Source organism: Stenotrophomonas terrae, from assembly GCF_039674165.1.
Lineage (GTDB): Bacteria > Pseudomonadota > Gammaproteobacteria > Xanthomonadales > Xanthomonadaceae > Stenotrophomonas > Stenotrophomonas terrae_A.
Map to the genome: position 1 here is coordinate 1 of NZ_JBDJMY010000059.1, position 23,217 is coordinate 23,217.

Below are 23,217 nucleotides of genomic sequence, written 5' to 3' on the forward strand. Positions count from 1 at the left end.
CGTCAAGATGGTTGTCACCCTGATCAACCCGGTGGCAATGGACGAAGGCCTGCGCTTCGCAATCCGCGAAGGTGGCCGTACCGTCGGCGCCGGCGTGGTTGCAAAGATCGTTGCCTAATAGCGCTGCGCTTCCTCGCGAAGCAAGGTGTTGAAGAAGGGCGGCCTCCGGGCCGCCCTTTTTTTTTGTCTGTTTTTTGCGGGGCAGGGGCATGGCCGATGGCTATGGGGGTTGGGGTTTCTCCTGTGGTCTTGGCTTTGGAGGTTGCCGGTTTCCGGGACTGAGGCTTCCGGGCTACCTGGCGCTGGGGGGATGTTGCTGGCCCAAAGCTTTGGTATCCGGGCGTTCGAAAAGTTTGGTGTTTCGAGGGTGGAGTGCTGAAAAGGCCGGAGGATCAACGGCCAAGAGCTTGCCCTCACCCCAACCCCTCTCCCGCGCGCGGGAGAGGGGCTAGTGCGCTGCGATCTGCGGGTATCCGGGCAGCTGGCAGGCATCGAGGCAAGCTGCAGGTATCCGAGCAAACGGCAGGGGCCGAGCAAGCGGCAGGGGCCGAGCAGGGAGCAGGATCCGAGCAGGCAACAAGATCCGAGCGGGCGGCAGGATTCGAGTAAGCGGCAGGATCCGAGTAAGCAGCAGGTTCCGAGTAAACGGCAGGATCCGAGCAAACGGCAGGATCCGAGCAAACGGCAGGATCCGAGCAAACGGCAGGATCCGAGCAAACGGCAGGATCCGAGCAAACGGCAGGATCCGAGCAAACGGCAGGATCTGAGCAAACGGCAGGATCCGAACAAACGGCAGGATCCGAGCAAATGGCAGGATCCGAGCAGGTCGCGGGGATCGGGCAGGCCGCAGTTATCCGAGCCCCTCTCCCGCCTGCGGGAGAGGGGTTGGGGTGAGGGCAGCTCTTCGAAACAAGCTTGGGCTGGCTGAACAGGGTCGATTTGTGCTCCTGCCCAGGTCGCATGGATAATGCGGCCCTCGTTGCATGCGCCCGGCTCGTTTGCCGTATGCGCTCGCTGTTTTACCCGTGTCACTGCTCGTTCCTGGGGCAGGGCAGGGCGGCGGATGGGGTGTTGAGGTGGTTCTTCGCAGTCTGCGTGGGTTTTGCCGAAACAGGGTATTGAGCTGACGCCTGCGAAATAGCGCGCTGTTTGCGCAAATGCCCGCTGGCAATAGCCAGGCTGCAAACGGCCATCTACGTCAAAACCCCTTGAATCCTGCTGTTGGCTGAAGCACCCCATACCTCGGCAGAGGGGTGAGTTGCAATAGGCAAAAAATACTGACAGAATGCACGACCACTCGCGGAAGGCTCGTTTACGAGGTTTCCGCAACCAGCGAAAGGAGGGGCAGGACGCACCTCGTATTCGCCAGACAAGGACAGGTCGCGTGGCTCACTCCGGTTAACCGGGGTGATACCGCGCGTTTGAATATGTCTGGGGCGGCCGGGAAACCGGGCCGCCCTGCTGTTTTGAAAGGATTCGCGCGACGGGCAGTGCTTCGGCGCTAAACGTCGTTTTCATGGGGTTCGGCACACTCAGGGGCCGGACCTGTCGCTCTTTAGACCTATAGGAACACCGTCATGGCGGACCAAAAGATCCGAATTCGGTTGAAGGCGTTTGATCATCGTTTGATCGACCGTTCGGCCAGCGAGATCGTTGAAACGGCAAAGCGGACCGGCGCGCAAGTGCGTGGCCCGATCCCTCTGCCCACCAAGATCGAGCGTTACACCATCCTCGTCTCCCCGCACGTCGACAAAGACGCGCGTGACCAGTACGAGACCCGCACGCATAAGCGCGTGCTCGATATCGTCGACCCCAACGACAAGACCGTGGACGCGCTGATGAAGCTCGAACTGGCTGCCGGCGTCGACGTTCAGATCAAGCTGACCTGAGGACTACGACCATGACGAAGAAATATTCGTTGGGCTTCGTGGGCCGCAAGGCTGGCATGAGCCGCGTTTTCACTGAAGATGGCCAGTCCATCCCAGTGACCCTGATTGAAGCCACCCCGAACCGCATCGCGCAGATCAAGACCGTCGAAACCGACGGCTACAGCGCTGTGCAGGTGACTGTCGGCGCACGTCGCGCTGCACTGGTCAACAAGCCGGAAGCTGGTCACCTCGCCAAGGCGAAGGTTGAAGCCGGTCGCGGCCTGTGGGAATTCCGCGTTGAAGACGCACAGATCGGCGATTTCGCCGTCGGTGGCGAAATCAAGGCAGACATCTTTGAAGTCGGCCAGACGGTTGACGTCCAGGGCGTCACCAAGGGTAAGGGCTTCCAGGGCACCATCAAGCGCTACAACTTCCGTATGGGCGATGCAACCCACGGTAACTCGCTGTCGCATCGCGCGCCGGGTTCCTTGGGCCAGCGCCAGACCCCGGGTCGCGTTTTCCCGGGCAAGAAGATGTCCGGCCACATGGGTTCGGTGCAGCAGAGCACGCAGAACCTGGAAGTGGTCAAGGTCGATGTCGAGCGTGGTCTGATTGCCATCCGCGGCGCCGTGCCTGGCGCAGCCGGTGGTGACGTGATCGTGCGTCCGGCTAGCAAGGCATAAGGAGAGATGACGATGGAACTCGTTATCACGGGTAGCAACAACAAGGTCTCGGTCTCCGACGCCGTGTTCGGTCGCGATTTCAGCGAAGATCTGGTTCACCAGGTCGTCGTTGCTTACCGCAACGCCGCACGTTCGGGCACCAAGGCACAGAAGACGCGTTCTGAAGTGGCTGGTACCACCAAGAAGTCGAAGAAGCAGAAGGGTGGTGGCGCTCGTCACGGTGCCCTGACCGCTCCGATCTTCGTCGGCGGTGGTGTCACCTTCGCGGCCAAGCCGCGTAGCTTCGAACAGAAGGTCAATCGTAAGCAGTATCGCGCCGCCATGTGCGCCATCCTGTCCGAGCTGAACCGCCAGGGCCGCCTGACCATCGTTGAGTCGTTCGATGTCGACGCGACCAGCACCAAGGCTCTGATCACCAAGCTGGCTGGCCTGGAAGTGGGCAAGCGCCCGCTGATCGTCACCGAAGAAGCCACCGAGCACCTGTACCTGTCGGCACGCAACATTCCCTACGTGGAAGTGCGTGACGTGCAGGGCCTGGATCCGGTCGCTCTGGTCGGTGCCGACACGGTCGTCATCACCGCTGACGCGGTCAAGAAGGTCGAGGAGTGGCTGGCATGAGCGCCAACGAAAAAATCTTCAGCGTGCTGCGTGCACCGCGAGTCTCTGAAAAGACCGCGCGCCTGCAGGAAATCTCCAACCAATACGTCTTCGAAGTTTCGAACGAAGCCACCAAGGCCGATGTAAAGGCCGCGGTTGAGCAGCTGTTCGACGTCAAGGTCGAGTCGGTCAACGTGCTGAACGTGAAGGGCAAGAACAAGTCCTTCCGTAACCGTGCAGGCCGCCGCGGCGATTGGCGCAAGGCGTATGTGCGTCTCGCCGATGGTCAGTCCATCGATGTAACGGCCAAGGCCTGAGGTACATCCCATGCCATTGATGAAATTCAAACCCACTTCTCCCGGCCGTCGTTCGGCCGTGCGCGTGGTCACTCCTGATCTGCACAAAGGCGCGCCGCATGCTGCGTTGCTGGAGCCGCAGAGCAAGTCCGGCGGTCGTAACCACCACGGCCGCATCACCACCCGTCATGTGGGTGGTGGTCACAAGCAGCACTACCGTCTGATCGACTTCAAGCGCAACAAGGAAGGCATTCCGGCACGCGTGGAACGTATCGAATACGATCCGAACCGCACTGCCCATATCGCCCTGCTGTGCTACGTCGACGGCGAGCGTCGCTACATCATCGCCCCGAAGGGCCTGAAGGCAGGTGACCAGGTCATCTCGGGTGCTCACGCCCCGATCAAGACCGGCAACACCCTGCCGCTGCGCAACATCCCGGTCGGTACCACCGTCCACGGGATCGAGCTGAAGCCGGGCAAGGGCGCTCAGATCGCTCGTGCTGCTGGTGCAGGCGTGCAGCTGGTCGCTCGTGAAGGCATCTACGCCACCCTGCGTCTGCGCTCGGGTGAAATGCGTAAGGTGCCGGTCGAATGCCGCGCCACCATCGGTGAAGTCGGTAACGATGAGCACAACCTGGAAAAGCTGGGCAAAGCTGGTGCCAAGCGCTGGCGCGGCGTCAAGCCGACCGTCCGCGGTGCGGCCATGAACCCGGTGGATCACCCGCACGGTGGTGGTGAAGCCAAGGCCGGCCAGGGTAATCCGCATCCGGTCACCCCGTGGGGTGTTCCGACCAAGGGTTACAAGACGCGCCATAACAAGCGCACTCAGCAGTTCATCGTCCGCGATCGTAGGGGCTAATCGACCATGGCACGTTCACTCAAGAAGGGCCCGTTCGTCGATCACCACCTCATCAAGAAGGTGGAGGCCGCTGCGGGCAGCAAGAAGCCGATCAAAACCTGGTCGCGCCGTTCCATGATCCTGCCGGAAATGGTAGGGGTCACCATCGCCGTTCATAACGGTAAGAACCACGTTCCAGTGCTCGTCAATGAGAACATGGTCGGCCACAAGCTCGGCGAATTTGCCGTCACCCGGACCTTCAAGGGTCACGGTGGCGACAAGAAGTCGGGCAAGTAAGGAGAGATGACAATGGAAGCGAAAGCAATCCTGCGCTCCGCGCGCATCTCTGCGCAGAAAGCCCGTCTGGTCGCTGACCAGGTGCGCGGTCTGCCGGCCGAGCGTGCGGTCAACCTGCTGAAGTTTTCGGATAAGAAGGCTGCCCACCTGATCAAGAAGGTGGTGGAGTCGGCTATTGCAAATGCCGAAAACAACCAGGGCGCTGACGTCGACGAGCTGAAGGTCCAGACCATCATGGTAGATGAAGGTCCGACCCTGAAGCGTTTCATGGCGCGGGCGAAAGGCCGCGGTACCCGCATCCTCAAGCGCACCAGCCACATCACTGTGGTTGTGGGCGCCGGCAAGTAAGCGGAAAGGATAAAGACCATGGGTCATAAAGTTCATCCGATTGGCATCCGCCTGGGCATTTCCAAAGATTGGAATTCCAAGTGGTACGCCAACAAGGCCGAGTTTGCCGGTTACCTGGCAGCCGACCTGAAGGTTCGCGAGATGCTGCGCAAGAAGCTTGCACAGGCTGGCATCTCCAAGATCCTCATCGAGCGTCCGGCGAAGACCGCCCGCGTGACGATCCACACCGCCCGTCCGGGCGTGGTGATCGGCAAGCGTGGTGAGGACATCGAAAAGCTGCGTAAGGAAGTGAGCGAAATGATGGGCGTCCCGGCGCACATCAACGTCACCGAAGTGCGCAAGCCGGAGTTGGACGCACAGCTGGTTGCCGAGTCGATCGCGCAGCAGCTGGAGCGCCGCATCATGTTCCGCCGTGCAATGAAGCGCTCGGTCGGCAACGCGATGCGCCTGGGTGCCCTGGGCATCAAGGTCAACGTCGGCGGCCGCTTGAACGGCGCTGAAATTGCTCGTTCGGAGTGGTACCGCGAAGGCCGCGTGCCGTTGCACACCCTGCGTGCGGATATCGACTACGGTTTCGCTGAAGCCAGCACCACCTACGGCATCATCGGCATCAAGGTTTGGATCTACAAGGGTGAAGTCTTTGATTTCTCCCAGGTTGGCCAGGAAAAGCAGGACGACAGCCCGCGCAACGATCGTAACGATCGCGGCGACCGCGGTGACCGTCCGTCGCGCCCGGCTCGTGAAGCGAGGTAACGGCAATGTTGCAACCGAAGCGAACCAAATACCGCAAGATGTTCAAGGGCCGCAACGACGGCCTGAGCTGGAGCGCCAACGCTGTCAGCTTTGGCGAGTACGGCTTGAAGGCAACCGCCCACGGTCAGCTGACCGCGCGTCAGATCGAAGCGGCTCGCCGTTCGATCAGCCGCTACGTCAAGCGCGGTGGCAAGATGTGGATCCGCGTGTTCCCCGACAAGCCCATCACCAAGAAGCCCATCGAAGTTCGAATGGGTGCTGGTAAGGGCGGCGTGGAATACTGGGTCGCTCAGATCCAGCCGGGCCGCATGATTTATGAAGTCGAGGGCGTGACCGAGGAAGTGGCACGCGAGGCGTTCCGCCTGGCCGCTGCCAAGCTCTCGGTGACCACCACTTTCGTAACCCGGACGGTGCGCTGATGGACATCAAACAACTCCGCGAGAAGTCGGCTGACGATCTCAAGGCCCACCTGACCGACCTGCGTAAGGAGCAGTTCTCGCTCCGTATGCAGCAAGTCACCGGCCAGCTGCCGAAGACTCACGAAACCCGTCGGGTGCGCCGCGAGATTGCTCGCGTCAAGCACCTGATCGGCAGCACGAAGTAAGGATGGCTGCTATGAGCGAAAATACTGAAAGCAAGTCGCTGCGCACGGTCGAAGGCCGTGTCGTCAGCAATAAGATGGACAAGACGGTCACCGTGTTGGTGGAGCGCCAGGTCAAGCACCCGTTGTACGGTAAGTACATCAAGCGCTCGTCCAAGCTGCACGCACACGACGCCGACAACGCCTGTAAAGAAGGTGATGTCGTTCGTGTGACCGAGATTGCTCCGATGTCCAAGACCAAGAACTGGCGCGTGGTGGAAGTCATCACGCGTGCGGCTGAATAAGGAGATCTGACTCATGATCCAGATGCAGAGCTACCTTGATGCTGCGGACAATTCCGGTGCCAAGGAACTGATGTGCATCAAGGTGCTTGGTGGTTCCAAGCGCCGTTATGCCCACATCGGCGACATCATCAAGGTCACCGTGAAGGACGCAATCCCGCGCGGCAAAGTCAAGAAGGGCGAAGTGTATGACGCCGTCGTGGTGCGTACCCGTAAGGGTGTGCGTCGCGCCGATGGCTCGCTGATCCGTTTTGACGGCAACGCTGCGGTCCTGCTCAACAACAAGCAAGAGCCGATCGGCACCCGCATCTTCGGACCGGTGACCCGTGAACTTCGTTCCGAGAAGTTCATGAAGATCGTCTCGCTCGCTCCCGAAGTTCTGTGAGCGCCAGGAGATAATCATGGCTAACCGTATCAAGAAGGGCGACCAGGTTGTCGTCAACACCGGCAAGGACAAGGGCAAGCAGGGCGAAGTCGTCCGCGTCGACGGCGATCGTGTGATCGTCGCCAACGTGAACATCGTCAAGCGCCACACCAAGCCGAACCCGCAGGCAGGCGTTGCCGGCGGCGTGGTCGAGCGTGAAGCGTCGATCCATATCTCCAACGTGAATGTGCTGAACCCGGCTTCGGGCAAGGGCGAGCGCGTTGGCTTCAAGGTGCTGGAGGATGGACGCAAACTGCGTGTGTTCCGCTCCAGCGGTGAGGCGCTCGACGCCTAAGGACTGACCGATGAATTCACGTCTCGAAAAGTTTTACAAGGAAGAAGTGGTACCGGCGCTGACCAAGCAGTTCGGTTACACCAATCCGATGCAGGTCCCGCGTCTGGTCAAGGTCACCTTGAACATGGGCGTTGGTGAAGCTGCGACCAACAAGAAGGTTCTTGAGAACGCCGTTGGCGACATGACCAAGATCACCGGCCAGAAGCCGGTCATCACCAAGTCGCGCGTCTCGGTGGCATCGTTCAAGATCCGTGATGGTTGGCCGATCGGCTGCAAGGTCACGCTGCGTCGTGACACCATGTTTGAGTTCCTGGATCGCCTGATCAACATCTCGCTGCCGCGCGTGCGTGACTTCCGCGGCGTGTCGGGTCGTTCGTTCGACGGTCGTGGCAACTTCAACATGGGTGTGAAGGAACAGATCATCTTCCCGGAAATCGATTTCGACGCCGTCGATGCGATCCGCGGTATGGATATCGCCATCACCACCACCGCCAAGACCGACGCGGAAGCGAAGGCGCTGCTCGCAGCGTTCAAGTTCCCGTTCCGTAACTGATTCGTCGAGGATACCGAAATGGCAAAGACCTCAATGGTCAACCGCGACATCAAGCGGAAGAAGCTGGCAGTGAAGTACGCCGACAAGCGTGCAGCTCTGAAGAAGATCGTGTCCTCGGTGGACGCGAGCTACGAAGAGAAGGCAGAAGCCGTGATCAAGTTGTCGAAGCTGCCGCGCGATTCGTCGCCGAGCCGCCATCGCAACCGTTGCGAACTGTCGGGTCGTCCGCGTGGCGTGTACAGCAAGTTCGGCCTTGGCCGTAACAAGCTGCGCGAAGCCACCATGCGTGGTGACGTGCCGGGCCTGCGCAAGGCAAGCTGGTAAGTAACAGCCCGGCCGGGCCGCAAGGCCCGGTCAGGTCGCCGGAAGGGCAACCTGAAGGTAAAGCAAAAAGTCCGACGCAAGTCGGGCTTTTTGTCGTATAATCCCGCTCCTTGCCTGCCCGAAACAGGCGGCAGGTGCGTCAAGGGCCCTGGCCCATCCCAGGAAAACACAAGATTTTCGCGAAAGCGGATATCGGTGCACTCAAAGGTATTTACATGAGCATGACTGATCCCATCGCCGACCTGCTGGTACGCATTCGAAATGCGGCAGCGGTTGGCAAGCAGACGGTGAAAGCCCCGTCGTCCAAGGTCAAGGTGGCTATTGCCCAGGTCCTGAAGGATGAGGGTTACATCACTGACCTGCGCGTCAACAACATCGAAAACAACAAGGCCGAGATCGAAATCGTCCTGAAGTATTTCGAGGGCAAGCCGGTCATCGCGACCCTGAAGCGCTTCTCGCGTTCGGGTCTGCGCCAGTACCGTGGCAAGTCCGAGCTGCCGAAGGTCATGAACGGCCTGGGTATTTCGATCATTTCCACCTCCAAAGGCATCATGACTGATGCGCAGGCGCGCCAGTTGGGCGTCGGCGGCGAAGTCCTGTGCTTCGTGGCCTAAGGGAAGGAGTCCACTATGTCCCGTGTAGCCAAGAAGCCGATCAACCTGCCCAAGGGCGTTGAACTGACCATCCAGCCGGAAGTTGTGAGCGTGAAGGGCCCGAAGGGCACCCTGTCGCTGAACAAGACCGCTGGCGTTGAAATCACTCTCGACAACGGCGTTGCCACGCTGAACCCGAAGGACATCTCCTTCGACGCGCTGGCTGGCACCGTGCGTGCGATCCTGGCCAACATGGTGCAGGGCGTGTCCGAAGGCTTCGAGCGCAAGCTTGAGCTGGTCGGCGTGGGTTACCGCGCTGCCATGCAGGGCAAGGACCTGAACCTGTCGCTGGGCTTCTCCCACCCCGTCCTGTTCGTGGCGCCGGAAGGCATCACCATCTCGACCCCGACGCAGACCGAAATCGTCGTGCAGGGCGTTGACAAGCAGGTTGTCGGTGAAGTCGCTGCCAAGATCCGCGGTTTCCGTCCGCCGGAGCCCTATAAGGGCAAGGGTGTGAAGTACGCCGGTGAAGTCATCATTCGCAAGGAAGCCAAGAAGGCCTAATTCTTAGGTTTTCAGCTTTCGAGGATAAAGAACATGAACAAGAACATCGCACGTCTGCGTCGCGCCAAGTCGACCCGTTCGCACATCCGTACCCTGGGTGTTGCGCGCTTGTCGGTCCTGCGCACCGGTCAGCACCTGTACGCACAGATCTTCACCGCCGACGGCTCCCTGGTGCTGGCTGCTGCCAACACCGCACAGGCCGACGTCAAGGAAGGCCTGAAGAGCGGCAAGAACATGGAAGCCGCCACCAAGGTTGGCAAGCTGATTGCAGAGCGCGCCAAGGCTGCTGGTATCGAGAAGGTCGCTTTCGACCGCTCGGGCTACCGCTACCACGGTCGCATCAAGGCTCTTGCTGATGCTGCCCGCGAAGGCGGCCTGCAGTTCTAAGCAATACAGGAAAGGGGCCTTTGGCCCCTTTCCGCCTGCCTGCCGGTACGGGTTTGTACCGGGCGCCTTTCGTTCTTCTGCAGCGGCTGGTGATTCAACGCTTCACTACACAACCATAAGCGGCTTCGAGCCGTACATAACCCAATCAATCAAGGAATCGAAATGGCAGAAGAACGTCAGCAGCGGGGTCGCGATCGCGACCGTAACCGCGAAGAGAAAGTCGACGACGGCATGATCGAAAAGCTGGTCGCGGTCAACCGCGTCAGCAAGACCGTCAAGGGCGGTCGCCAGTTCACCTTCACCGCACTGACCGTGGTCGGTGATGGCGAAGGCAAGGTTGGCTTCGGTTACGGCAAGGCACGCGAAGTGCCGGTCGCCATCCAGAAGTCGATGGAGCAGGCTCGCAAGAACCAGGTCACCGTTGATCTGAACAACGGCACGTTGTGGCACACCATCAAGGATGGTCACGGCGCAGCTCGCGTGTTCATGCAGCCGGCTTCGGAAGGTACTGGCGTCATTGCTGGTGGTGCCATGCGCGCCGTGCTGGAAGCCGTGGGCGTGAAGAACGTTCTGGCCAAGGCTGTTGGTTCGCGCAACCCGATCAACCTGGTTCGCGCCACGTTGAAGGGCCTGGCTGGCGCACAGTCGCCGGCGCGTATTGCTGCCAAGCGCGGCAAGAAGGTTGAGGATCTCAACCATGGCTAATGAAACCGTCAAGACCGTCAAGGTGCGCCTGGTGCGCGGCCTGCGTGGTACCCAGTCGCGTCACCGCCTGTCGGTGCGTGCGTTGGGCCTGAGCAAGATCAATGATGTGCGTGAACTGAAAGACAGCCCGCAGGTTCGCGGTCTGATCAACAAGGTTCAGTACCTCGTCCAGGTTGAGGAGTAATCGACCATGACTATGCGTCTCAATGAACTGAGCCCGGCACCGGGCGCCCGCACCGAGCGCACCCGCGTCGGTCGCGGTATCGGCTCCGGCCTGGGCAAGACCTGCGGCCGCGGCCACAAGGGTTCGTTCGCTCGTAAGGGCGGCGGCAAGATCAAGGCCGGCTTCGAAGGCGGCCAGACCCCGATGCAGCGTCGTCTGCCGAAGATCGGCTTCTTCTCGCACAAGGCCAAGGACACTGCAGAAGTGCTGTCCTACCACCTTGATCGTCTGGAAGCTGGTGAGATCGACCTGGCCGCACTGCGTGCAGCCAAGCTGATCCCGTCGACCGCGAAGAAGGCCAAGGTCGTCTTCAAGGGCGAGCTGAGCAAGGCATTCACCCTGAAGGGTATTGCTGCTACTGCCGGCGCCAAGGCCGCGATTGAAGCTGCCGGCGGCAGCGTACAGGAGTAACTGGAACATGGCGCAAGCTGGCATCGGTAAACTCGCGGCAGGGGCAGGCAAGTTCACAGAACTTCGCCAACGCCTCCTGTTCGTACTTGGGGCATTGCTCGTCTATCGCATTGGCTGTTATGTGCCGGTGCCGGGCGTCAATCCCGAGGCCATGCTTGCGCTGATGCAGGCGCAGGGCGGCGGCATCGTGGACATGTTCAACATGTTCTCGGGCGGCGCCCTGCACCGTTTCAGTATCTTCGCGTTGAATGTGATGCCGTATATTTCGGCATCCATCGTGATGCAGCTGGCGGTCCACATCTTCCCGGCCCTGAAGGCCATGCAGAAGGAAGGTGAGTCGGGTCGTCGCAAGATCACCCAGTATTCGCGCATCGGCGCGGTGCTCCTGGCGGTAGTGCAGGGCGGCAGTATTGCGCTGGCACTGCAGAACCAGGTGTCGCCGGGCGGTGCACCGGTGGTTTATGCCCCGGGCATGGGCTTCGTGTTGACCGCGATCATCGCGCTCACCGCAGGCACCATCTTCCTGATGTGGGTGGGTGAGCAGGTGACCGAGCGTGGCATCGGCAACGGTGTGTCGCTGATCATCTTCGCAGGCATCGTGGCTGGCTTGCCGGCTGCTGTGATCCACACCGTCGAAGCGTACCGTGACGGCAACATGAGCTTCATCTCGTTGCTGATCATCGTGCTGGTGGTGCTGGCTTTCACCTACTTCGTGGTGTTCGTGGAGCGCGGTCAGCGTCGTATCACGGTCAATTACGCCCGCCGTCAGGGTGGCCGTAATGCCTATATGAACCAGACCTCGTTCCTGCCGCTGAAGCTGAACATGGCGGGCGTGATCCCGGCCATCTTCGCCTCCAGCATCCTGGCCTTCCCGGCAACGCTGGCGATGTGGTCCGGCCAGGCCAGCTCGGCCACGTGGCTGCAGAAGGTGGCCAACGCGCTGGGTCCGGGCGAGCCGCTGCACATGATCGTGTTCGCAGGTCTGATCACCGGTTTCGCGTTCTTCTACACCGCACTGGTGTTCAACTCGCAGGAAACCGCCGACAACCTGAAGAAGTCGGGCGCGCTGATTCCGGGCATTCGTCCGGGCAAGGCTACCGCCGACTACATCGATGCCGTGCTGACCCGTTTGACCGCTGCCGGCTCGCTGTACCTGGTGATCGTCTGCCTGCTGCCGGAAATCATGCGCACCCAGCTCAACGCCTCGTTCTACTTCGGTGGCACCTCGCTGCTGATCGTGGTGGTGGTGGTGATGGACTTCATCGCGCAGGTTCAGGCACATCTGATGTCGCACCAGTACGAAAGCCTGTTGAAGAAGGCCAACCTGAAGGGCGGCAACCGCGGCGGTTTTGCACGCGGCTGATTCACCGGTTATACTTACGGCTTAATTACGCGAAACCCGCCCTGGTCAACCGGGCGGCTTTCCAAACAGAAGGGCGGCCCCTGCAGCGGTTTCGGGTGGGGGTGTGATGTGGTTGTTCCGCGCGGGAGTAGCGCGGGCGGCTCGGAGATGACTCTCCTTGCCAGGCACATCCGGCGCCGGAGCATGGGCACACTCCCCACGCCGGGTCTGTGGAACATTACGTTCCACGGCTTCCAAGCAAACCGAAGCCTTGTTAGTATCGCTAGTTCACTTTTTTGATCCATCCTGCCGGATTGGCGCGCCTCATGGTGCGCAGTCGGCCATCACTCAGCTGGAGAACCGCGTCATGGCGCGTATTGCAGGCGTCAACCTGCCAGCCCAGAAGCACGTCTGGGTCGGGTTGCAAAGCATTTACGGCATCGGCCGTACCCGTTCGAAGAAGGTCTGCGAAGTCGCAGGCGTTGCTTCGACCACCAAGATCCGCGATTTGTCGGAACCGGAAATCGATCGTCTGCGCCTGGAAGTGGGCAAGTACATCGTTGAAGGCGACCTGCGTCGCGAAATCGGCATTGCCATCAAGCGCCTGATGGACCTGGGCTGCTATCGCGGCCTGCGTCATCGTCGTGGTCTCCCGCTGCGTGGTCAGCGCACCAAGACCAATGCACGTACCCGTAAGGGTCCGCGCAAGGCTCTGAAGAAGTAAGGGACCCTAGATAATGGCTAAGCCCGCAGCAGCAAAAACCAAGAAGAAGATCAAGCGCGTCATCACTGATGGCGTTGCCCACGTCCACGCTTCGTTCAACAACACCATCGTGACCATCACCGACCGTCAGGGCAATGCACTGTCCTGGGCGACCTCCGGTGGCGCTGGCTTCCGTGGTTCGCGTAAGTCGACTCCGTTCGCCGCTCAGGTTGCCGCCGAAAAGGCTGGCAAGGCTGCGCTGGATTACGGACTGAAGTCGCTGGAAGTCCGCATCAAGGGTCCGGGTCCGGGCCGTGAGTCGGCCGTACGTTCGTTGAACAACGTCGGCTACAAGATCACCAACATCATCGACGTGACGCCAATCCCGCACAACGGGTGCCGTCCGCCGAAGAAGCGTCGCGTCTAAAGGAGCGATAAGAAATGGCTCGTTATATCGGTCCTACCTGTAAGCTCGCCCGCCGCGAAGGCGCCGACCTCTCTCTGAAGAGCCCGGCCCGCGCGTTGGATTCCAAGTGCAAGCTGGAGCAAAAGCCCGGCCAGCACGGCGCCACTGCCCGTAAGGGCAAGCTGTCCGACTACGCTACCCAGCTGCGTGAAAAGCAGAAGGTCAAGCGTATCTACGGTCTGCTGGAGCGTCAGTTCCGCAACTACTACAAGAAGGCCTCGACCAAGAAGGGCAACACCGGCGAGAACCTGCTGCAGTTGTTGGAAACCCGTCTGGACAACGTCGTCTACCGCATGGGCTTCGCAGTGACGCGTCCGGCTGCTCGTCAGCTGGTTTCGCACCGCGGTGTCACGGTCAATGGCAAGTCGGTCAACCTGGCTTCGTACCAGATCAAGGCCGGCGACGCGATTGCGCTGTCTGAGAAGGCTGCCAAGCAGCTGCGCGTCCAGGAAGCCCTGGTCGTTGCCGAGCAGCACGACCTCAGCCCGTCGTGGGTCGAAGTCGATTCGAAGAAGTTCAGCGGCGTCTTCAAGGCCGTTCCGGATCGTGCGGACCTGCCTGCGGATATCAACGAAGCGCTGATCGTCGAGTTGTATTCGAAGTAATTCACAATGGAGAACCTCCGGGTTGCACCGGAGGTTCGCAGGAGAACCCGCAACATGACGGTTACCGCAAACCAGGTTCTGCGTCCTCGCGGTCCGCAGATCGAACGCCTTACCGACACCCGCGCCAAGGTTGTGATCGAACCTTTGGAGCGTGGTTACGGGCATACGCTGGGCAACGCCCTGCGTCGCGTGCTGCTGTCGTCCATCCCGGGCTTCGCCATTACCGAAGTCGAGATCGACGGCGTGCTGCATGAGTACACCACCCTTGAAGGCCTGCAGGAAGACGTGCTTGACGTCCTGCTGAACCTGAAAGACGTGGCTATCCGTATGCACACCGGCGACAGCGCCACCGTTTCCCTGTCCAAGCAGGGTCCGGGCGTTGTTACCGCTGCCGACATCAAGGTTGACCACAACGTCGAAGTGATCAACGGCGACCATGTGATCTGCAACCTGACCAAGGACACTGCGATCAACATGCGTCTGAAGGTCGAGCGCGGCTTCGGCTACCAGCCGGCCGCTGTGCGTCGTCGTCCGGACGAAGAATCGCGTGCGATTGGTCGTCTGGTGCTGGATGCCTCGTTCTCGCCGGTCCGCCGCGTCGCTTATGCGGTGGAAGCCGCTCGCGTCGAACAGCGTACCGATCTGGACAAGCTGGTCATCGATATCGAAACCAACGGCACGATCGATGCCGAGGAAGCTGTCCGCACTGCGGCCGACATCCTCAGCGATCAGCTGTCGGTGTTCGGCGATTTCACCCACCGCGACCGCGGTGCGGCCAAGCCGGCCAACAACGGCGTGGATCCGGTGCTGCTGCGCCCGATCGACGACCTGGAGCTGACCGTGCGTTCGGCCAACTGCCTGAAGGCCGAGAGCATCTACTACATCGGTGATCTGATCCAGAAGACCGAAGTGGAACTGCTCAAGACCCCGAACCTCGGCAAGAAGTCGCTGACCGAGATCAAGGAAGTGCTGGCCCAGCGTGGCCTGTCGCTTGGCATGAAGCTGGAGAACTGGCCGCCGGCCGGTGTCGCCGCTCACGGCATGCTTGGTTGATAGCAATACCTGTTCCCCCGCATGGGCGACCATGCGGGGGAATATTGTTTCAGCAGTACCCGCATTGACGGTTAAACAACGCCGCAATGCAGGTCGTCCAGGACGGGCGACCAGGACCATCCGCAGTCCACTTACAACGCCAGGATGGCGACAACGAAGTCCAACGTTCCATCATTAATCAAGGAATACACCCATGCGTCATATGAAGTCGGGCCGCAAGTTCAACCGTACCAGCGCCCACCGCGAAGCAATGTTCAAGAACATGGCTGCGTCGCTGTTCAAGCACCAGCTGATCAAGACCACCCTGCCGAAGGCCAAGGAACTGCGCCGCGTTGCCGAGCCGCTGATCACCCTGGCCAAGGTTGATTCGGTTGCCAACCGTCGTCTGGCGTTCGCCCGCCTGCGTGACCAGGAAGCCGTCGGCGTCCTGTTCACCATCCTGGGCCCGCGCTACGCCAACCGTCCGGGCGGCTACCTGCGCCTGCTGAAGTGCGGCTTCCGCGCTGGCGACAACGCACCGATGGCCTATGTCGAACTGGTTGACCGTCCGGTCGCCGTGGCGGAAGAAGTCGGCGAGTAATCGCGCACTTCCATCCATCGACGGATGCAACAGAAGCCCGGCCAACGCCGGGCTTTCTGTTTGATGAAGTTGCAACTGGCATCACTGCTGATCGTGCGCGGATGGCCTGCTACTCTTGCCGCATTGTCTACTCCGGAATGATGCGATGAACCCCTTGCGTTGGAGCTTCCGTGCGCAGTGCCTGCTGGGCTTTGCGGCCTGTGCCGGGCTGCTGGCATTTGCGATCTACATGCAGATCCAGATGGGGTTGGAGCCGTGCCCGCTGTGCATCTACCAGCGCATCGCATTTGCCGCAGTGGGCGTGCTGTTCCTGTTCGGCGCGCTGCATGGGCCTTCCAGCCGCGGCGGTCGTGCCGGCTATGGCGTGTTGACGCTGCTGGCAGCGCTGGTGGGTATCGGCATCGCCGGGCGCCACGTCTACGTGCAGTTGTTGCCGAAGGACCTGGGCAGCAGCTGCGGCCCGCCGCTGAGCTTCCTGGCTGAAACCATGGGCCCGTTCGAGGTGTTCCGCACGGTGCTTACCGGTACCGGCGACTGCGGCAACATCGACTGGACCTTCCTCGGCCTGAGCATGCCGATGTGGAGCCTGGTGTGGTTCGTACTGCTTGCCGGCTGGGCGTTGTATGTCGGCCTGCGCACCCGCAAAAAACGTTCGATCTGATTTTTCCACTTCTTCCATTGGTATCTGCATGAACGCTTCCCTGTCCCCCTCATCCGTCGCCAACGCCAGCAGCTGGGCGCCGGATAGCTGGCGTGGCAAGCCTGCGCTGCAGATGCCAACGTATCCCGATGCGCAGGCGCTGGACGATGCGCTGAACGAGCTGCGGCAGCTGCCGCCACTGGTGACCTCGTGGGAGATCTTCGCGCTCAAGCAGCAGCTGGCCGACGCCCAAGAGGGCAAGCGCTTCCTGCTGCAGGGCGGTGATTGCGCGGAGAACTTCGTCGACTGCGAATCGGGCACGATTTCCAACCGGCTCAAGGTGCTGCTGCAGATGAGCCTGGTGCTGGTGCACGGCCTGCGCACGCCGGTGATCCGGGTGGGCCGCTTTGCCGGCCAGTACGCCAAGCCGCGCTCGGCCGACACCGAAACCCGTGATGGGGTGACCCTGCCGAGCTACCGCGGCGATGTGATCAACGCGCCGGCGTTCACCGAGGCCGCGCGTGTGCCGGACCCACAGCGGATGATCACCGCGCATTCGCGCTCGGCGCTGACGATGAATTTCGTGCGGGCGCTGATCGATGGCGGCTTTGCCGACCTGCACCATCCTGAGTACTGGAACCTGGCCTGGATGCGCTGCTCGCCGCTGGCCGAGGAGTACCAGAAGATGGTGGCCTCGATCGGCGATGCCGTGGATTTCATGGAAACCCTGTCCGGTTCGCAGGTGCACAACCTCAACCGGGTGGATTTCTACACCTCGCACGAGGCCTTGCTGCTGCCCTACGAGCAGGCGCTGACCCGGCAGGTGCCGCGCCAGAACGGCTGGTTCAACCTGAGCACGCATTACCCGTGGATCGGCATGCGCACCGCAGCGCTGGACGGCGCGCACGTGGAATACCTGCGTGGCGTGCGCAACCCGATCGCGATCAAGGTGGGGCCATCGGTGCAGCCGGATCAGCTGTTGCGGCTGATCGATGTGCTGAACCCGGACGATGAGCCGGGCCGCCTGAGCTTCATCCATCGCATGGGCGCGGCACAGATTGCCGACAAGTTGCCGCCGCTGCTGGATGCGATCAAGCGCGATGGTCGCCGCGTGCTGTGGGTCTGCGATGCGATGCATGGCAACACCGAGAGCACCAGCAACGGCTACAAGACCCGTCGCTTCGACAACATCCGCAGCGAAGTGGAGATGTCGTTCGACCTGCACGCAGCAGCCGGTACGCGCCTGGGAGGCGTGCACCTGGAGCTGACGGGCGAGGATGTCACCGAATGCACCGGCGGCGCGCGTGAGCTCACTGAGCGCGATCTGGAGCGTGCCTACCGTTCCAGCGTCGACCCGCGGCTGAATTACGAGCAGTCGCTGGAAATCGCCATGGCCATCGTCCGCAAGCAGGGCTGACGCACTGTAGTGCCGAGCCATGCTCGGCAGAGGCGTTACCGGCAATGCCGCATCTGTAGTGCCGAGCCATGCTCGGCAGAAAAGCGTTCCCGGTAATGCCGCACCTGTAGTGCCGAGGCATGCTCGGCAGAAGCGTTACCGGCAATGCCGCATCTGTAGTGCCGAGCCGTGCTCGGCAGGAGCGTTACCGTTAATGCCGCATCTGTAGTGCCGAGCCATGCTCGGCAGGGGAGTTACCGGTAATGCCACATGCGGAGCCATGCTCGGCAGAGGCGTTACCGGTAATGCCACATGCCGAGCATGGCTCGGCACTACAGGTGAAGCGGTGAAGCGCTGACGGATCTTCTCGGTTGCCGGCCTCAGGCTGCAGCGATGTCCAGTTCAAAACTGCGCCTCGGGCGCGTATCGCTGCCCGATCACATCTATTCAATCACCACGGTGACCGCGGGGCGCGCACCCCTCTTCGCGCAGCCTGAAAACGCTGCAGCGTTGATCGAGGCGCTTCTCGATTGTGAGCTTGCTGGCATCAGCCACAACCTGGCCTGGGTGGTGATGCCGGATCACCTGCATTGGTTGCTGCAGCTTCAATCCGGTTCGCTGGGCGCCTGCCTGCAGCGCCTGAAATCCGGCTCGGCAAGATCCATTGGCGGCGTCGGATCGATCTGGCAGGCGGGCTATCACGATCATGCGATCAGGCGCGATGAGTCACTGCGTGGCGTAGCCAACTGCCTGCTGCATAACCCGGTGCGGGCTGGCCTATGCGAAAGGCCGCAGGACTATCCGTATGCGTGGTGCAGATGGGGCTGGCAGCTGTGATGTTGCGCGGCGCCGGAATTGCACATGTAGTGCCGAGCCATGCTCGGCAGGGGCGTTACCGGTAGGGTGGGGCATATGTAGTGCCGAGCCATGCTCGGCAGGGGCGTTACCGGGAATGCCAAATGCCGAGCATGGCTCGGCACTACAGGTGAAGCGGCAAAGCCTAATGCCGAGCATGGCTCGGCACTACAGGTGAGGCGGTAAAGCCTGATGTCGAGCATGGCTCGGCACTACAGGTGGGGCGTTCGGGATTGCTGGGCAGGCCTCATGCCGAGCATGGCTCGGCACTACGGGTGAAGCGTCAGCGCTTGAGGTGGCGCTTGCCCAGGTCGCGGGCCAGTACCCAGACGACCAGCAGATTGACCGCCAGCAGCAGCCAGGAGGCCCAGCCGGGGTGTTTGACGATGGCGTAGAAGTCCAGCGGCAGGTAGAGCGCGGCGGAGATGCAGCCCAGCCATGAGGCCCAGGCCTTTGCGCGCCACAGGCCCCAGGCTTCAAGCACGCGCAGCAGCCCGTAGCCGACCAGTACGGCCGCGCCCAGGTGAACGGTATCGGGGGTGATCATGCCCAGCAGCGAGGAGAACGCGCCGTTCTCGGGGTCACCACCTGCGCGGTGGATCAGGGCATTGATGATGTTGCGAAGCGGAGCCGGCCCGGAGATTTCCAGGCCAGCCGCAGCGAGAAAGGCCAGTACGGCCTTTCCCGCTTCCAGCAGCGCGATGGCTGCCAGACCCGGATGCGCATGCGGATCCGGGTTGTAGGGCTTGTTGCCAGTCACGCTATCAGCCGCGCGAAGACTTCTTGCGCTCGCTTTCGGTCAGACCCTTCTTGCGCAGGCGGATTTCCTTCGGGGTGATCTCGACCAGCTCGTCGTCCTCGATGAAGTCCAGTGCCTGTTCCAGCGAGTACTTGATCGCCGGGGTCAGCTGGATCGCATCGTCCTTGCCCGAAGCGCGCATGTTGGTCAGCGGCTTGGTCTTGATGGCGTTGACGGTCAGGTCGTTGTCCTTGGAGTGGATGCCGACCAGCTGGCCTTCATACACGTTGTCACCTTCGGCGGCGAACAGCTTGCCGCGTTCCTGCAACGGCCCAAGCGAGTAAGCCGGGGTGGCGCCTGCAGCATTGGCGATCATCACGCCGTTCTGGCGCTTGGCGATGGCGCCCTGTTCCTTCGGGCCGTAATGGTCGAACACGTGGAACAGCAGGCCAGAACCCTGGGTCAGGGTCTTGAACTCGTTCTGGAAGCCGATCAGGCCACGGGCCGGGATCTGGTACTCAAGGCGTACACGACCCTTGCCGTCCGATTCCATGTTCTTCAGCAGGCCCTTGCGGGAGCCCAGCTTTTCCATCACGCCGCCCTGGTGGATTTCTTCAATGTCCACCACCAGCTGCTCGATCGGCTCCATGGCCTGGCCGTCGATCTGCTTGATGATTACTTCCGGGCGCGACACGGCCAGCTCGTAGCCTTCACGACGCATGGTTTCGATCAGCACAGACAGGTGCAGCTCGCCACGGCCGGAGACCAGGAACTTGTCGGCGTCTTCCAGCTGTTCCACCTTCAGGGCCACGTTGTGGACCTGCTCGCGGTCCAGACGGTCCTTGAGCTGGCGGCTGGTCAGGAACTTGCCACCGGACAGGTCCTTGCTGCCGGCGAACGGCGAGTTGTTGACCTGGAAGGTCATCGAGATGGTCGGCTCGTCAACGGTCAGCGCCGGCAGTGCTTCCGGGGTTTCCGGGTGGCACAGGGTGTCGGAGATGGTCAGTTCCGGAATACCGGAGATGGCAACGATATCGCCGGCTTCGGCGCTGTCCTGCTCGATGCGCTCCAGGCCCAGGAAGCCCAGAACCTGGCCGACCTTGCCGTTGCGCTTCTTGCCTTCACGGTCGATCACTGCAACCTGCATGCCCTTCTTCAGGGTGCCACGCTGGATGCGGCCGATGCCGATCACGCCTACGAAGTTGTTGTAGTCCAGCTGGCTGATGCGCATCTGGAACGGGCCTTCCGGGTCAACTTCCGGCTTCGGCGCGTGCTGCATGATGGCTTCGTACAGCGGGGTCATGTCGCCGTCGCGCACGCTGTCTTCCAGGCCGGCATAGCCGTTCAGGGCCGAGGCGTAGACGATCGGGAAGTCGAGCTGCTCATTGGTGGCGCCGAGCTTGTCGAACAGGTCGAACACCTGGTCGATCACCCACTCCGGACGCGAGCCCGGGCGGTCAACCTTGTTGACCACGACGATCGGCTTGAAGCCCATCGCGAAGGCCTTCTGGGTGACGAAGCGGGTCTGCGGCATCGGGCCGTCCATCGCGTCGACCAGGATCAGCACGGTGTCGACCATCGACAGTACGCGCTCCACCTCGCCGCCGAAGTCGGCGTGTCCCGGGGTGTCGACGATGTTGATCCGGTTTTTGATGCCGGTCTTCTTGTCTTCCCAGGTAATGGCCGTGTTCTTGGCCAGAATGGTGATGCCGCGTTCTTTTTCCTGGTCGTTGCTGTCCATCACGCGCTCGGCAAGCACCGTACGCTCAGACAGGGTGCCGGACTGCTTGAGCAGCTGGTCGACGAGGGTGGTCTTGCCATGATCGACGTGGGCGACGATGGCGATGTTGCGAAGATTTTCGATGGACATGCGAAAGACGGCCAGCCGGTGCCGTGAATGGGGAAAATGAGTTCGCCATTATACCGGTATGTGGCCGTTTTGCGAAAACTGCTGTTCAGACTCGTCCGATAGCCTATTCAGCTTCCTTCCGTGCAAGCTCGGAAAAGGGGGGGGGCAGCAGCACGGGCGGAGCCGGGTGTAAACTATCCGGCTATTGAGAGACGTCTTCTTTACTAAGGATTTCCATGTCGCTGATCGCCAATTTCGACACCTCCCGCGGCCCGATCAAGGTCGAGCTGTATGCCGACAAGGCACCGCTGACCGTTGCCAACTTCGTCAACCTGGTCAAGCATGGCTTCTATGACGGCCTGGCGTTCCACCGCGTGATCGCTGACTTCATGGTCCAGGGCGGCTGCCCGGAAGGCTCCGGCCGTGGCGGCCCGGGCTACCGTTTTGAAGATGAAACCAAGAACGGCGTGCGCCATGAGCGCGGCGTGCTGTCCATGGCCAATGCCGGCCCGAACACCAACGGCAGCCAGTTCTTCATCACCCACATCAAGACCGATTGGCTCGATGGCAAGCACACCGTGTTTGGCAAGGTGCTCGAAGGCCTGGACGTGGTTGATGCGATCCAGCAGGGCGATGCGATCAACAAGATCACCCTGGAAGGCGATACCGACGCCGTGCTGGCCGCCAAGGCCGACCGCGTCGCCGAGTGGAACAAGATCCTCGCCGCCTGATTGACTCCGACGGCCACCTGCTCAGGTGGCCGTTTCTGATTGCAGCCTGGCCCGCGCGCCTGCGCATGCCAGGCCTTACCCCCACAAACGCTTCTTAGCAGAGGAAACCCCCATGAAAGCACCCGTTCGTGTTGCCGTAACCGGCGCTGCCGGCAATATCGGTTATGCACTGCTGTTCCGCATCGCTTCTGGCGAAATGCTGGGCAAGGATCAGCCGGTCATCCTGCAGCTGCTCGAAATCGACAACGAAAAGGCCCAGGCCGCCCTGCAGGGTGTGGTCATGGAACTGGAAGACTGCGCCTTCCCGCTGCTGGCCGGCGTGGTGACCACCGCTGACCCGCTGGTGGCCTTCAAGGACGTCGATGTGGCCCTGCTGGTCGGCGCCCGTCCGCGCGGCCCGGGCATGGAGCGCAAGGACCTGCTGCTGGAAAACGCCAAGATCTTCACCGTGCAGGGCAAGGCCCTGAACGCCGTCGCCAAGCGTGACGTCAAGGTGCTGGTGGTCGGCAACCCGGCCAACACCAATGCCTACATCGCGATGAAGTCGGCGCCGGACCTGAACCCGCGCAACTTCACCGCCATGCTGCGCCTGGACCACAACCGCGCCCTGAGCCAGCTGGCTGCCAAGACCGGCAAGACCGTGGAGAGCTTCGAGCACTTCACCGTGTGGGGCAACCACAGCCCGACCATGTACCCGGACTACCGCTTCGCCACCACCGGCGGCGCCAAGGTCGGCGAGCTGATCAACGATCAGGAATGGAACGCCAACACCTTCATTCCGACCGTCGGCAAGCGCGGCGCAGCGATCATCGCCGCCCGTGGCCTGTCCTCGGCCGCTTCGGCTGCCAATGCCGCCATCGACCACGTGCATGACTGGGTGCTGGGCAGCAACGGCAAGTGGGTGACCATGGGCGTGCCGTCCGACGGTTCCTACGGCATTCCGGAAGGCGTTGTGTTCGGCTTCCCGGTCACCACCGAGAATGGCGAGTACACCATCGTCAAGGATCTGCCGATCGACGACTTCTCCAAGAAGTACATCGACATCACCCTGGGCGAGCTGGAAGAAGAGCGCGCCGGCGTGGCCGACCTGCTGTAACAGCTGGCGGTTGATGTGATGCAATGAACGGGGAAGCTTCGGCTTCCCCGTTTTTGTTTGCGGTAGTGCCGAGCCATGCTCGGCAGAGGCTCTACCAGTGAGGCCTCTTGCAGAGCATGGC

Annotated in this window: 34 protein-coding genes and 1 pseudogene; 33 read left to right on the forward strand and 2 right to left on the reverse strand. The window is 61.5% G+C overall.

Annotation, left to right across the window (positions count from 1 at the left end; all coding sequences use genetic code 11):
• The 31 genes and pseudogenes from ABE493_RS17710 to ABE493_RS17860 form a co-directional block, all read left to right on the forward strand.
• A pseudogene (locus tag ABE493_RS17710) lies at positions 1-118 on the forward strand (hypothetical protein); the annotation flags it as partial.
• 1,459 nt (positions 119-1,577) lie between these two features.
• The gene (gene rpsJ, locus ABE493_RS17715) at positions 1,578-1,889 is read left to right on the forward strand and encodes a 30S ribosomal protein S10 (protein ID WP_010341589.1); all 312 of its coding nucleotides are present in this window, start codon (positions 1,578-1,580) and stop codon (positions 1,887-1,889) included.
• Between the two features lie 11 nt (positions 1,890-1,900).
• Positions 1,901-2,551, forward strand: a complete 651-nt coding sequence (rplC, locus tag ABE493_RS17720; RefSeq protein WP_057629588.1) for a 50S ribosomal protein L3 — start codon at positions 1,901-1,903, stop codon at positions 2,549-2,551.
• A 12-nt stretch (positions 2,552-2,563) separates the two neighbouring features.
• The gene (gene rplD, locus ABE493_RS17725) at positions 2,564-3,169 is read left to right on the forward strand and encodes a 50S ribosomal protein L4 (protein ID WP_346500421.1); all 606 of its coding nucleotides are present in this window, start codon (positions 2,564-2,566) and stop codon (positions 3,167-3,169) included.
• Positions 3,166-3,465 (forward strand): 50S ribosomal protein L23, encoded by a 300-nt coding sequence (gene rplW / locus ABE493_RS17730; RefSeq protein WP_057629589.1) that lies wholly within the window; start codon positions 3,166-3,168, stop codon positions 3,463-3,465. Before rplD ends, rplW begins: the two co-directional genes overlap by 4 nt.
• Before the next feature lie 10 nt (positions 3,466-3,475).
• Positions 3,476-4,303, forward strand: a complete 828-nt coding sequence (gene rplB / locus ABE493_RS17735; RefSeq protein ID WP_057629590.1) for a 50S ribosomal protein L2 — start codon at positions 3,476-3,478, stop codon at positions 4,301-4,303.
• A 6-nt stretch (positions 4,304-4,309) separates the two neighbouring features.
• Complete coding sequence (gene rpsS / locus ABE493_RS17740; RefSeq protein WP_054657196.1) at positions 4,310-4,579, forward strand: 30S ribosomal protein S19; 270 nt, start codon at positions 4,310-4,312, stop codon at positions 4,577-4,579.
• Between the two features lie 12 nt (positions 4,580-4,591).
• Entirely contained in the window at positions 4,592-4,927 is a 336-nt protein-coding gene (gene rplV, locus ABE493_RS17745; RefSeq protein ID WP_017355410.1) for a 50S ribosomal protein L22, read from the forward strand.
• 18 nt (positions 4,928-4,945) lie between these two features.
• Positions 4,946-5,680 (forward strand): 30S ribosomal protein S3, encoded by a 735-nt coding sequence (gene rpsC, locus ABE493_RS17750; protein WP_054657200.1) that lies wholly within the window; start codon positions 4,946-4,948, stop codon positions 5,678-5,680.
• Between the two features lie 5 nt (positions 5,681-5,685).
• On the forward strand, positions 5,686-6,099 hold the full coding sequence (rplP, locus tag ABE493_RS17755) for a 50S ribosomal protein L16 (protein WP_057629593.1): 414 nt from the start codon (positions 5,686-5,688) through the stop codon (positions 6,097-6,099).
• Positions 6,099-6,284: a 50S ribosomal protein L29 gene (rpmC, locus tag ABE493_RS17760; protein WP_057629594.1), complete on the forward strand. Its 186-nt coding sequence runs from the start codon at positions 6,099-6,101 to the stop codon at positions 6,282-6,284. The genes rplP and rpmC overlap by 1 nt, the downstream gene beginning before the upstream one ends.
• A gap of 11 nt (positions 6,285-6,295) precedes the next feature.
• Positions 6,296-6,565 (forward strand): 30S ribosomal protein S17, encoded by a 270-nt coding sequence (gene rpsQ, locus ABE493_RS17765; protein ID WP_346500426.1) that lies wholly within the window; start codon positions 6,296-6,298, stop codon positions 6,563-6,565.
• Positions 6,566-6,578: 13 nt separating this feature from the next.
• The gene (gene rplN / locus ABE493_RS17770; RefSeq protein WP_019186153.1) at positions 6,579-6,947 is read left to right on the forward strand and encodes a 50S ribosomal protein L14; all 369 of its coding nucleotides are present in this window, start codon (positions 6,579-6,581) and stop codon (positions 6,945-6,947) included.
• A 16-nt stretch (positions 6,948-6,963) separates the two neighbouring features.
• Positions 6,964-7,281 (forward strand): 50S ribosomal protein L24, encoded by a 318-nt coding sequence (rplX, locus tag ABE493_RS17775; protein ID WP_017355416.1) that lies wholly within the window; start codon positions 6,964-6,966, stop codon positions 7,279-7,281.
• A gap of 10 nt (positions 7,282-7,291) precedes the next feature.
• Positions 7,292-7,834 carry a 50S ribosomal protein L5 gene (gene rplE, locus ABE493_RS17780; protein ID WP_057629596.1) on the forward strand — a complete coding sequence of 181 codons (543 nt, stop codon included), beginning with the start codon at positions 7,292-7,294 and terminating at the stop codon, positions 7,832-7,834.
• A gap of 18 nt (positions 7,835-7,852) precedes the next feature.
• Positions 7,853-8,158 (forward strand): 30S ribosomal protein S14, encoded by a 306-nt coding sequence (rpsN, locus tag ABE493_RS17785; protein WP_057629597.1) that lies wholly within the window; start codon positions 7,853-7,855, stop codon positions 8,156-8,158.
• Between the two features lie 215 nt (positions 8,159-8,373).
• Positions 8,374-8,772 carry a 30S ribosomal protein S8 gene (gene rpsH / locus ABE493_RS17790; RefSeq protein ID WP_346500430.1) on the forward strand — a complete coding sequence of 133 codons (399 nt, stop codon included), beginning with the start codon at positions 8,374-8,376 and terminating at the stop codon, positions 8,770-8,772.
• Positions 8,773-8,787: 15 nt separating this feature from the next.
• Complete coding sequence (rplF, locus tag ABE493_RS17795) at positions 8,788-9,315, forward strand: 50S ribosomal protein L6 (RefSeq protein WP_346500432.1); 528 nt, start codon at positions 8,788-8,790, stop codon at positions 9,313-9,315.
• A 33-nt stretch (positions 9,316-9,348) separates the two neighbouring features.
• Positions 9,349-9,702 carry a 50S ribosomal protein L18 gene (gene rplR / locus ABE493_RS17800; RefSeq protein WP_303749035.1) on the forward strand — a complete coding sequence of 118 codons (354 nt, stop codon included), beginning with the start codon at positions 9,349-9,351 and terminating at the stop codon, positions 9,700-9,702.
• 162 nt (positions 9,703-9,864) lie between these two features.
• Positions 9,865-10,407 (forward strand): 30S ribosomal protein S5, encoded by a 543-nt coding sequence (gene rpsE, locus ABE493_RS17805; protein WP_346500435.1) that lies wholly within the window; start codon positions 9,865-9,867, stop codon positions 10,405-10,407.
• Positions 10,400-10,591 (forward strand): 50S ribosomal protein L30, encoded by a 192-nt coding sequence (rpmD, locus tag ABE493_RS17810; RefSeq protein ID WP_057629602.1) that lies wholly within the window; start codon positions 10,400-10,402, stop codon positions 10,589-10,591. Before rpsE ends, rpmD begins: the two co-directional genes overlap by 8 nt.
• Before the next feature lie 6 nt (positions 10,592-10,597).
• Positions 10,598-11,041, forward strand: coding sequence for a 50S ribosomal protein L15 (rplO, locus tag ABE493_RS17815; RefSeq protein WP_057629603.1), 444 nt, complete (start codon positions 10,598-10,600; stop codon positions 11,039-11,041).
• Positions 11,042-11,048: 7 nt separating this feature from the next.
• On the forward strand, positions 11,049-12,404 hold the full coding sequence (gene secY, locus ABE493_RS17820) for a preprotein translocase subunit SecY (RefSeq protein ID WP_346500438.1): 1,356 nt from the start codon (positions 11,049-11,051) through the stop codon (positions 12,402-12,404).
• Between the two features lie 346 nt (positions 12,405-12,750).
• Complete coding sequence (rpsM, locus tag ABE493_RS17825) at positions 12,751-13,107, forward strand: 30S ribosomal protein S13 (protein WP_057629605.1); 357 nt, start codon at positions 12,751-12,753, stop codon at positions 13,105-13,107.
• A gap of 13 nt (positions 13,108-13,120) precedes the next feature.
• Positions 13,121-13,513 (forward strand): 30S ribosomal protein S11, encoded by a 393-nt coding sequence (gene rpsK / locus ABE493_RS17830; protein ID WP_057629606.1) that lies wholly within the window; start codon positions 13,121-13,123, stop codon positions 13,511-13,513.
• A gap of 14 nt (positions 13,514-13,527) precedes the next feature.
• Positions 13,528-14,157 (forward strand): 30S ribosomal protein S4, encoded by a 630-nt coding sequence (gene rpsD / locus ABE493_RS17835; RefSeq protein ID WP_057629607.1) that lies wholly within the window; start codon positions 13,528-13,530, stop codon positions 14,155-14,157.
• Positions 14,158-14,211: 54 nt separating this feature from the next.
• Positions 14,212-15,210 carry a DNA-directed RNA polymerase subunit alpha gene (locus tag ABE493_RS17840; protein WP_346500442.1) on the forward strand — a complete coding sequence of 333 codons (999 nt, stop codon included), beginning with the start codon at positions 14,212-14,214 and terminating at the stop codon, positions 15,208-15,210.
• Between the two features lie 193 nt (positions 15,211-15,403).
• On the forward strand, positions 15,404-15,790 hold the full coding sequence (rplQ, locus tag ABE493_RS17845) for a 50S ribosomal protein L17 (RefSeq protein ID WP_057629609.1): 387 nt from the start codon (positions 15,404-15,406) through the stop codon (positions 15,788-15,790).
• A gap of 145 nt (positions 15,791-15,935) precedes the next feature.
• Positions 15,936-16,451 carry a disulfide bond formation protein B gene (locus tag ABE493_RS17850; protein ID WP_346500445.1) on the forward strand — a complete coding sequence of 172 codons (516 nt, stop codon included), beginning with the start codon at positions 15,936-15,938 and terminating at the stop codon, positions 16,449-16,451.
• Between the two features lie 28 nt (positions 16,452-16,479).
• Positions 16,480-17,847, forward strand: a complete 1,368-nt coding sequence (locus ABE493_RS17855; RefSeq protein WP_346500447.1) for a class II 3-deoxy-7-phosphoheptulonate synthase — start codon at positions 16,480-16,482, stop codon at positions 17,845-17,847.
• A gap of 372 nt (positions 17,848-18,219) precedes the next feature.
• On the forward strand, positions 18,220-18,663 hold the full coding sequence (locus tag ABE493_RS17860) for an REP-associated tyrosine transposase (RefSeq protein WP_346500449.1): 444 nt from the start codon (positions 18,220-18,222) through the stop codon (positions 18,661-18,663).
• Between the two features lie 301 nt (positions 18,664-18,964).
• On the opposite strand, the gene ABE493_RS17865 is transcribed toward ABE493_RS17860, so the two are convergent.
• Together ABE493_RS17865 and typA are read right to left on the reverse strand one after the other, a co-directional pair.
• A complete protein-coding gene (locus tag ABE493_RS17865; RefSeq protein WP_346500451.1) occupies positions 18,965-19,441 on the reverse strand; it encodes a DUF2127 domain-containing protein in 477 nt (158 codons plus the stop codon).
• 4 nt (positions 19,442-19,445) lie between these two features.
• Positions 19,446-21,290, reverse strand: coding sequence for a translational GTPase TypA (gene typA / locus ABE493_RS17870; RefSeq protein WP_346500453.1), 1,845 nt, complete (start codon positions 21,288-21,290; stop codon positions 19,446-19,448).
• A 215-nt stretch (positions 21,291-21,505) separates the two neighbouring features.
• Between typA and ABE493_RS17875 the strand changes: the two genes are divergently transcribed.
• The gene (locus tag ABE493_RS17875) at positions 21,506-22,000 is read left to right on the forward strand and encodes a peptidylprolyl isomerase (RefSeq protein WP_057629615.1); all 495 of its coding nucleotides are present in this window, start codon (positions 21,506-21,508) and stop codon (positions 21,998-22,000) included.
• Positions 22,001-22,112: 112 nt separating this feature from the next.
• On the forward strand, positions 22,113-23,096 hold the full coding sequence (locus ABE493_RS17880; protein ID WP_346500456.1) for a malate dehydrogenase: 984 nt from the start codon (positions 22,113-22,115) through the stop codon (positions 23,094-23,096).
• Positions 23,097-23,217: the final 121 nt, after the last annotated feature.

Coding starts and splice junctions, on each gene's coding strand:
- rpsK (WP_057629606.1), top strand. CDS start 13,121: ATGGCTAAGCCCGCAGCAGCAAAAACCAAGAAGAAGATCAAGCGCGTC.
- ABE493_RS17875 (WP_057629615.1), top strand. CDS start 21,506: ATGTCGCTGATCGCCAATTTCGACACCTCCCGCGGCCCGATCAAGGTC.
- rpsH (WP_346500430.1), top strand. CDS start 8,374: ATGAGCATGACTGATCCCATCGCCGACCTGCTGGTACGCATTCGAAAT.
- rpsJ (WP_010341589.1), top strand. CDS start 1,578: ATGGCGGACCAAAAGATCCGAATTCGGTTGAAGGCGTTTGATCATCGT.
- ABE493_RS17860 (WP_346500449.1), top strand. CDS start 18,220: ATGTCCAGTTCAAAACTGCGCCTCGGGCGCGTATCGCTGCCCGATCAC.
- rpsM (WP_057629605.1), top strand. CDS start 12,751: ATGGCGCGTATTGCAGGCGTCAACCTGCCAGCCCAGAAGCACGTCTGG.
- rplO (WP_057629603.1), top strand. CDS start 10,598: ATGACTATGCGTCTCAATGAACTGAGCCCGGCACCGGGCGCCCGCACC.
- rpsC (WP_054657200.1), top strand. CDS start 4,946: ATGGGTCATAAAGTTCATCCGATTGGCATCCGCCTGGGCATTTCCAAA.
- rplF (WP_346500432.1), top strand. CDS start 8,788: ATGTCCCGTGTAGCCAAGAAGCCGATCAACCTGCCCAAGGGCGTTGAA.
- rplP (WP_057629593.1), top strand. CDS start 5,686: ATGTTGCAACCGAAGCGAACCAAATACCGCAAGATGTTCAAGGGCCGC.
- rplC (WP_057629588.1), top strand. CDS start 1,901: ATGACGAAGAAATATTCGTTGGGCTTCGTGGGCCGCAAGGCTGGCATG.
- rplX (WP_017355416.1), top strand. CDS start 6,964: ATGGCTAACCGTATCAAGAAGGGCGACCAGGTTGTCGTCAACACCGGC.
- rplQ (WP_057629609.1), top strand. CDS start 15,404: ATGCGTCATATGAAGTCGGGCCGCAAGTTCAACCGTACCAGCGCCCAC.
- rpsQ (WP_346500426.1), top strand. CDS start 6,296: ATGAGCGAAAATACTGAAAGCAAGTCGCTGCGCACGGTCGAAGGCCGT.
- rplE (WP_057629596.1), top strand. CDS start 7,292: ATGAATTCACGTCTCGAAAAGTTTTACAAGGAAGAAGTGGTACCGGCG.
- rplW (WP_057629589.1), top strand. CDS start 3,166: ATGAGCGCCAACGAAAAAATCTTCAGCGTGCTGCGTGCACCGCGAGTC.
- rplD (WP_346500421.1), top strand. CDS start 2,564: ATGGAACTCGTTATCACGGGTAGCAACAACAAGGTCTCGGTCTCCGAC.
- typA (WP_346500453.1), bottom strand. CDS start 21,290: ATGTCCATCGAAAATCTTCGCAACATCGCCATCGTCGCCCACGTCGAT.
- rpmD (WP_057629602.1), top strand. CDS start 10,400: ATGGCTAATGAAACCGTCAAGACCGTCAAGGTGCGCCTGGTGCGCGGC.
- rplN (WP_019186153.1), top strand. CDS start 6,579: ATGATCCAGATGCAGAGCTACCTTGATGCTGCGGACAATTCCGGTGCC.
- rplV (WP_017355410.1), top strand. CDS start 4,592: ATGGAAGCGAAAGCAATCCTGCGCTCCGCGCGCATCTCTGCGCAGAAA.
- ABE493_RS17840 (WP_346500442.1), top strand. CDS start 14,212: ATGACGGTTACCGCAAACCAGGTTCTGCGTCCTCGCGGTCCGCAGATC.
- rplB (WP_057629590.1), top strand. CDS start 3,476: ATGCCATTGATGAAATTCAAACCCACTTCTCCCGGCCGTCGTTCGGCC.
- rpsN (WP_057629597.1), top strand. CDS start 7,853: ATGGCAAAGACCTCAATGGTCAACCGCGACATCAAGCGGAAGAAGCTG.
- rpmC (WP_057629594.1), top strand. CDS start 6,099: ATGGACATCAAACAACTCCGCGAGAAGTCGGCTGACGATCTCAAGGCC.
- ABE493_RS17855 (WP_346500447.1), top strand. CDS start 16,480: ATGAACGCTTCCCTGTCCCCCTCATCCGTCGCCAACGCCAGCAGCTGG.
- ABE493_RS17880 (WP_346500456.1), top strand. CDS start 22,113: ATGAAAGCACCCGTTCGTGTTGCCGTAACCGGCGCTGCCGGCAATATC.
- secY (WP_346500438.1), top strand. CDS start 11,049: ATGGCGCAAGCTGGCATCGGTAAACTCGCGGCAGGGGCAGGCAAGTTC.
- ABE493_RS17850 (WP_346500445.1), top strand. CDS start 15,936: ATGAACCCCTTGCGTTGGAGCTTCCGTGCGCAGTGCCTGCTGGGCTTT.
- rpsE (WP_346500435.1), top strand. CDS start 9,865: ATGGCAGAAGAACGTCAGCAGCGGGGTCGCGATCGCGACCGTAACCGC.
- rpsD (WP_057629607.1), top strand. CDS start 13,528: ATGGCTCGTTATATCGGTCCTACCTGTAAGCTCGCCCGCCGCGAAGGC.
- rplR (WP_303749035.1), top strand. CDS start 9,349: ATGAACAAGAACATCGCACGTCTGCGTCGCGCCAAGTCGACCCGTTCG.
- rpsS (WP_054657196.1), top strand. CDS start 4,310: ATGGCACGTTCACTCAAGAAGGGCCCGTTCGTCGATCACCACCTCATC.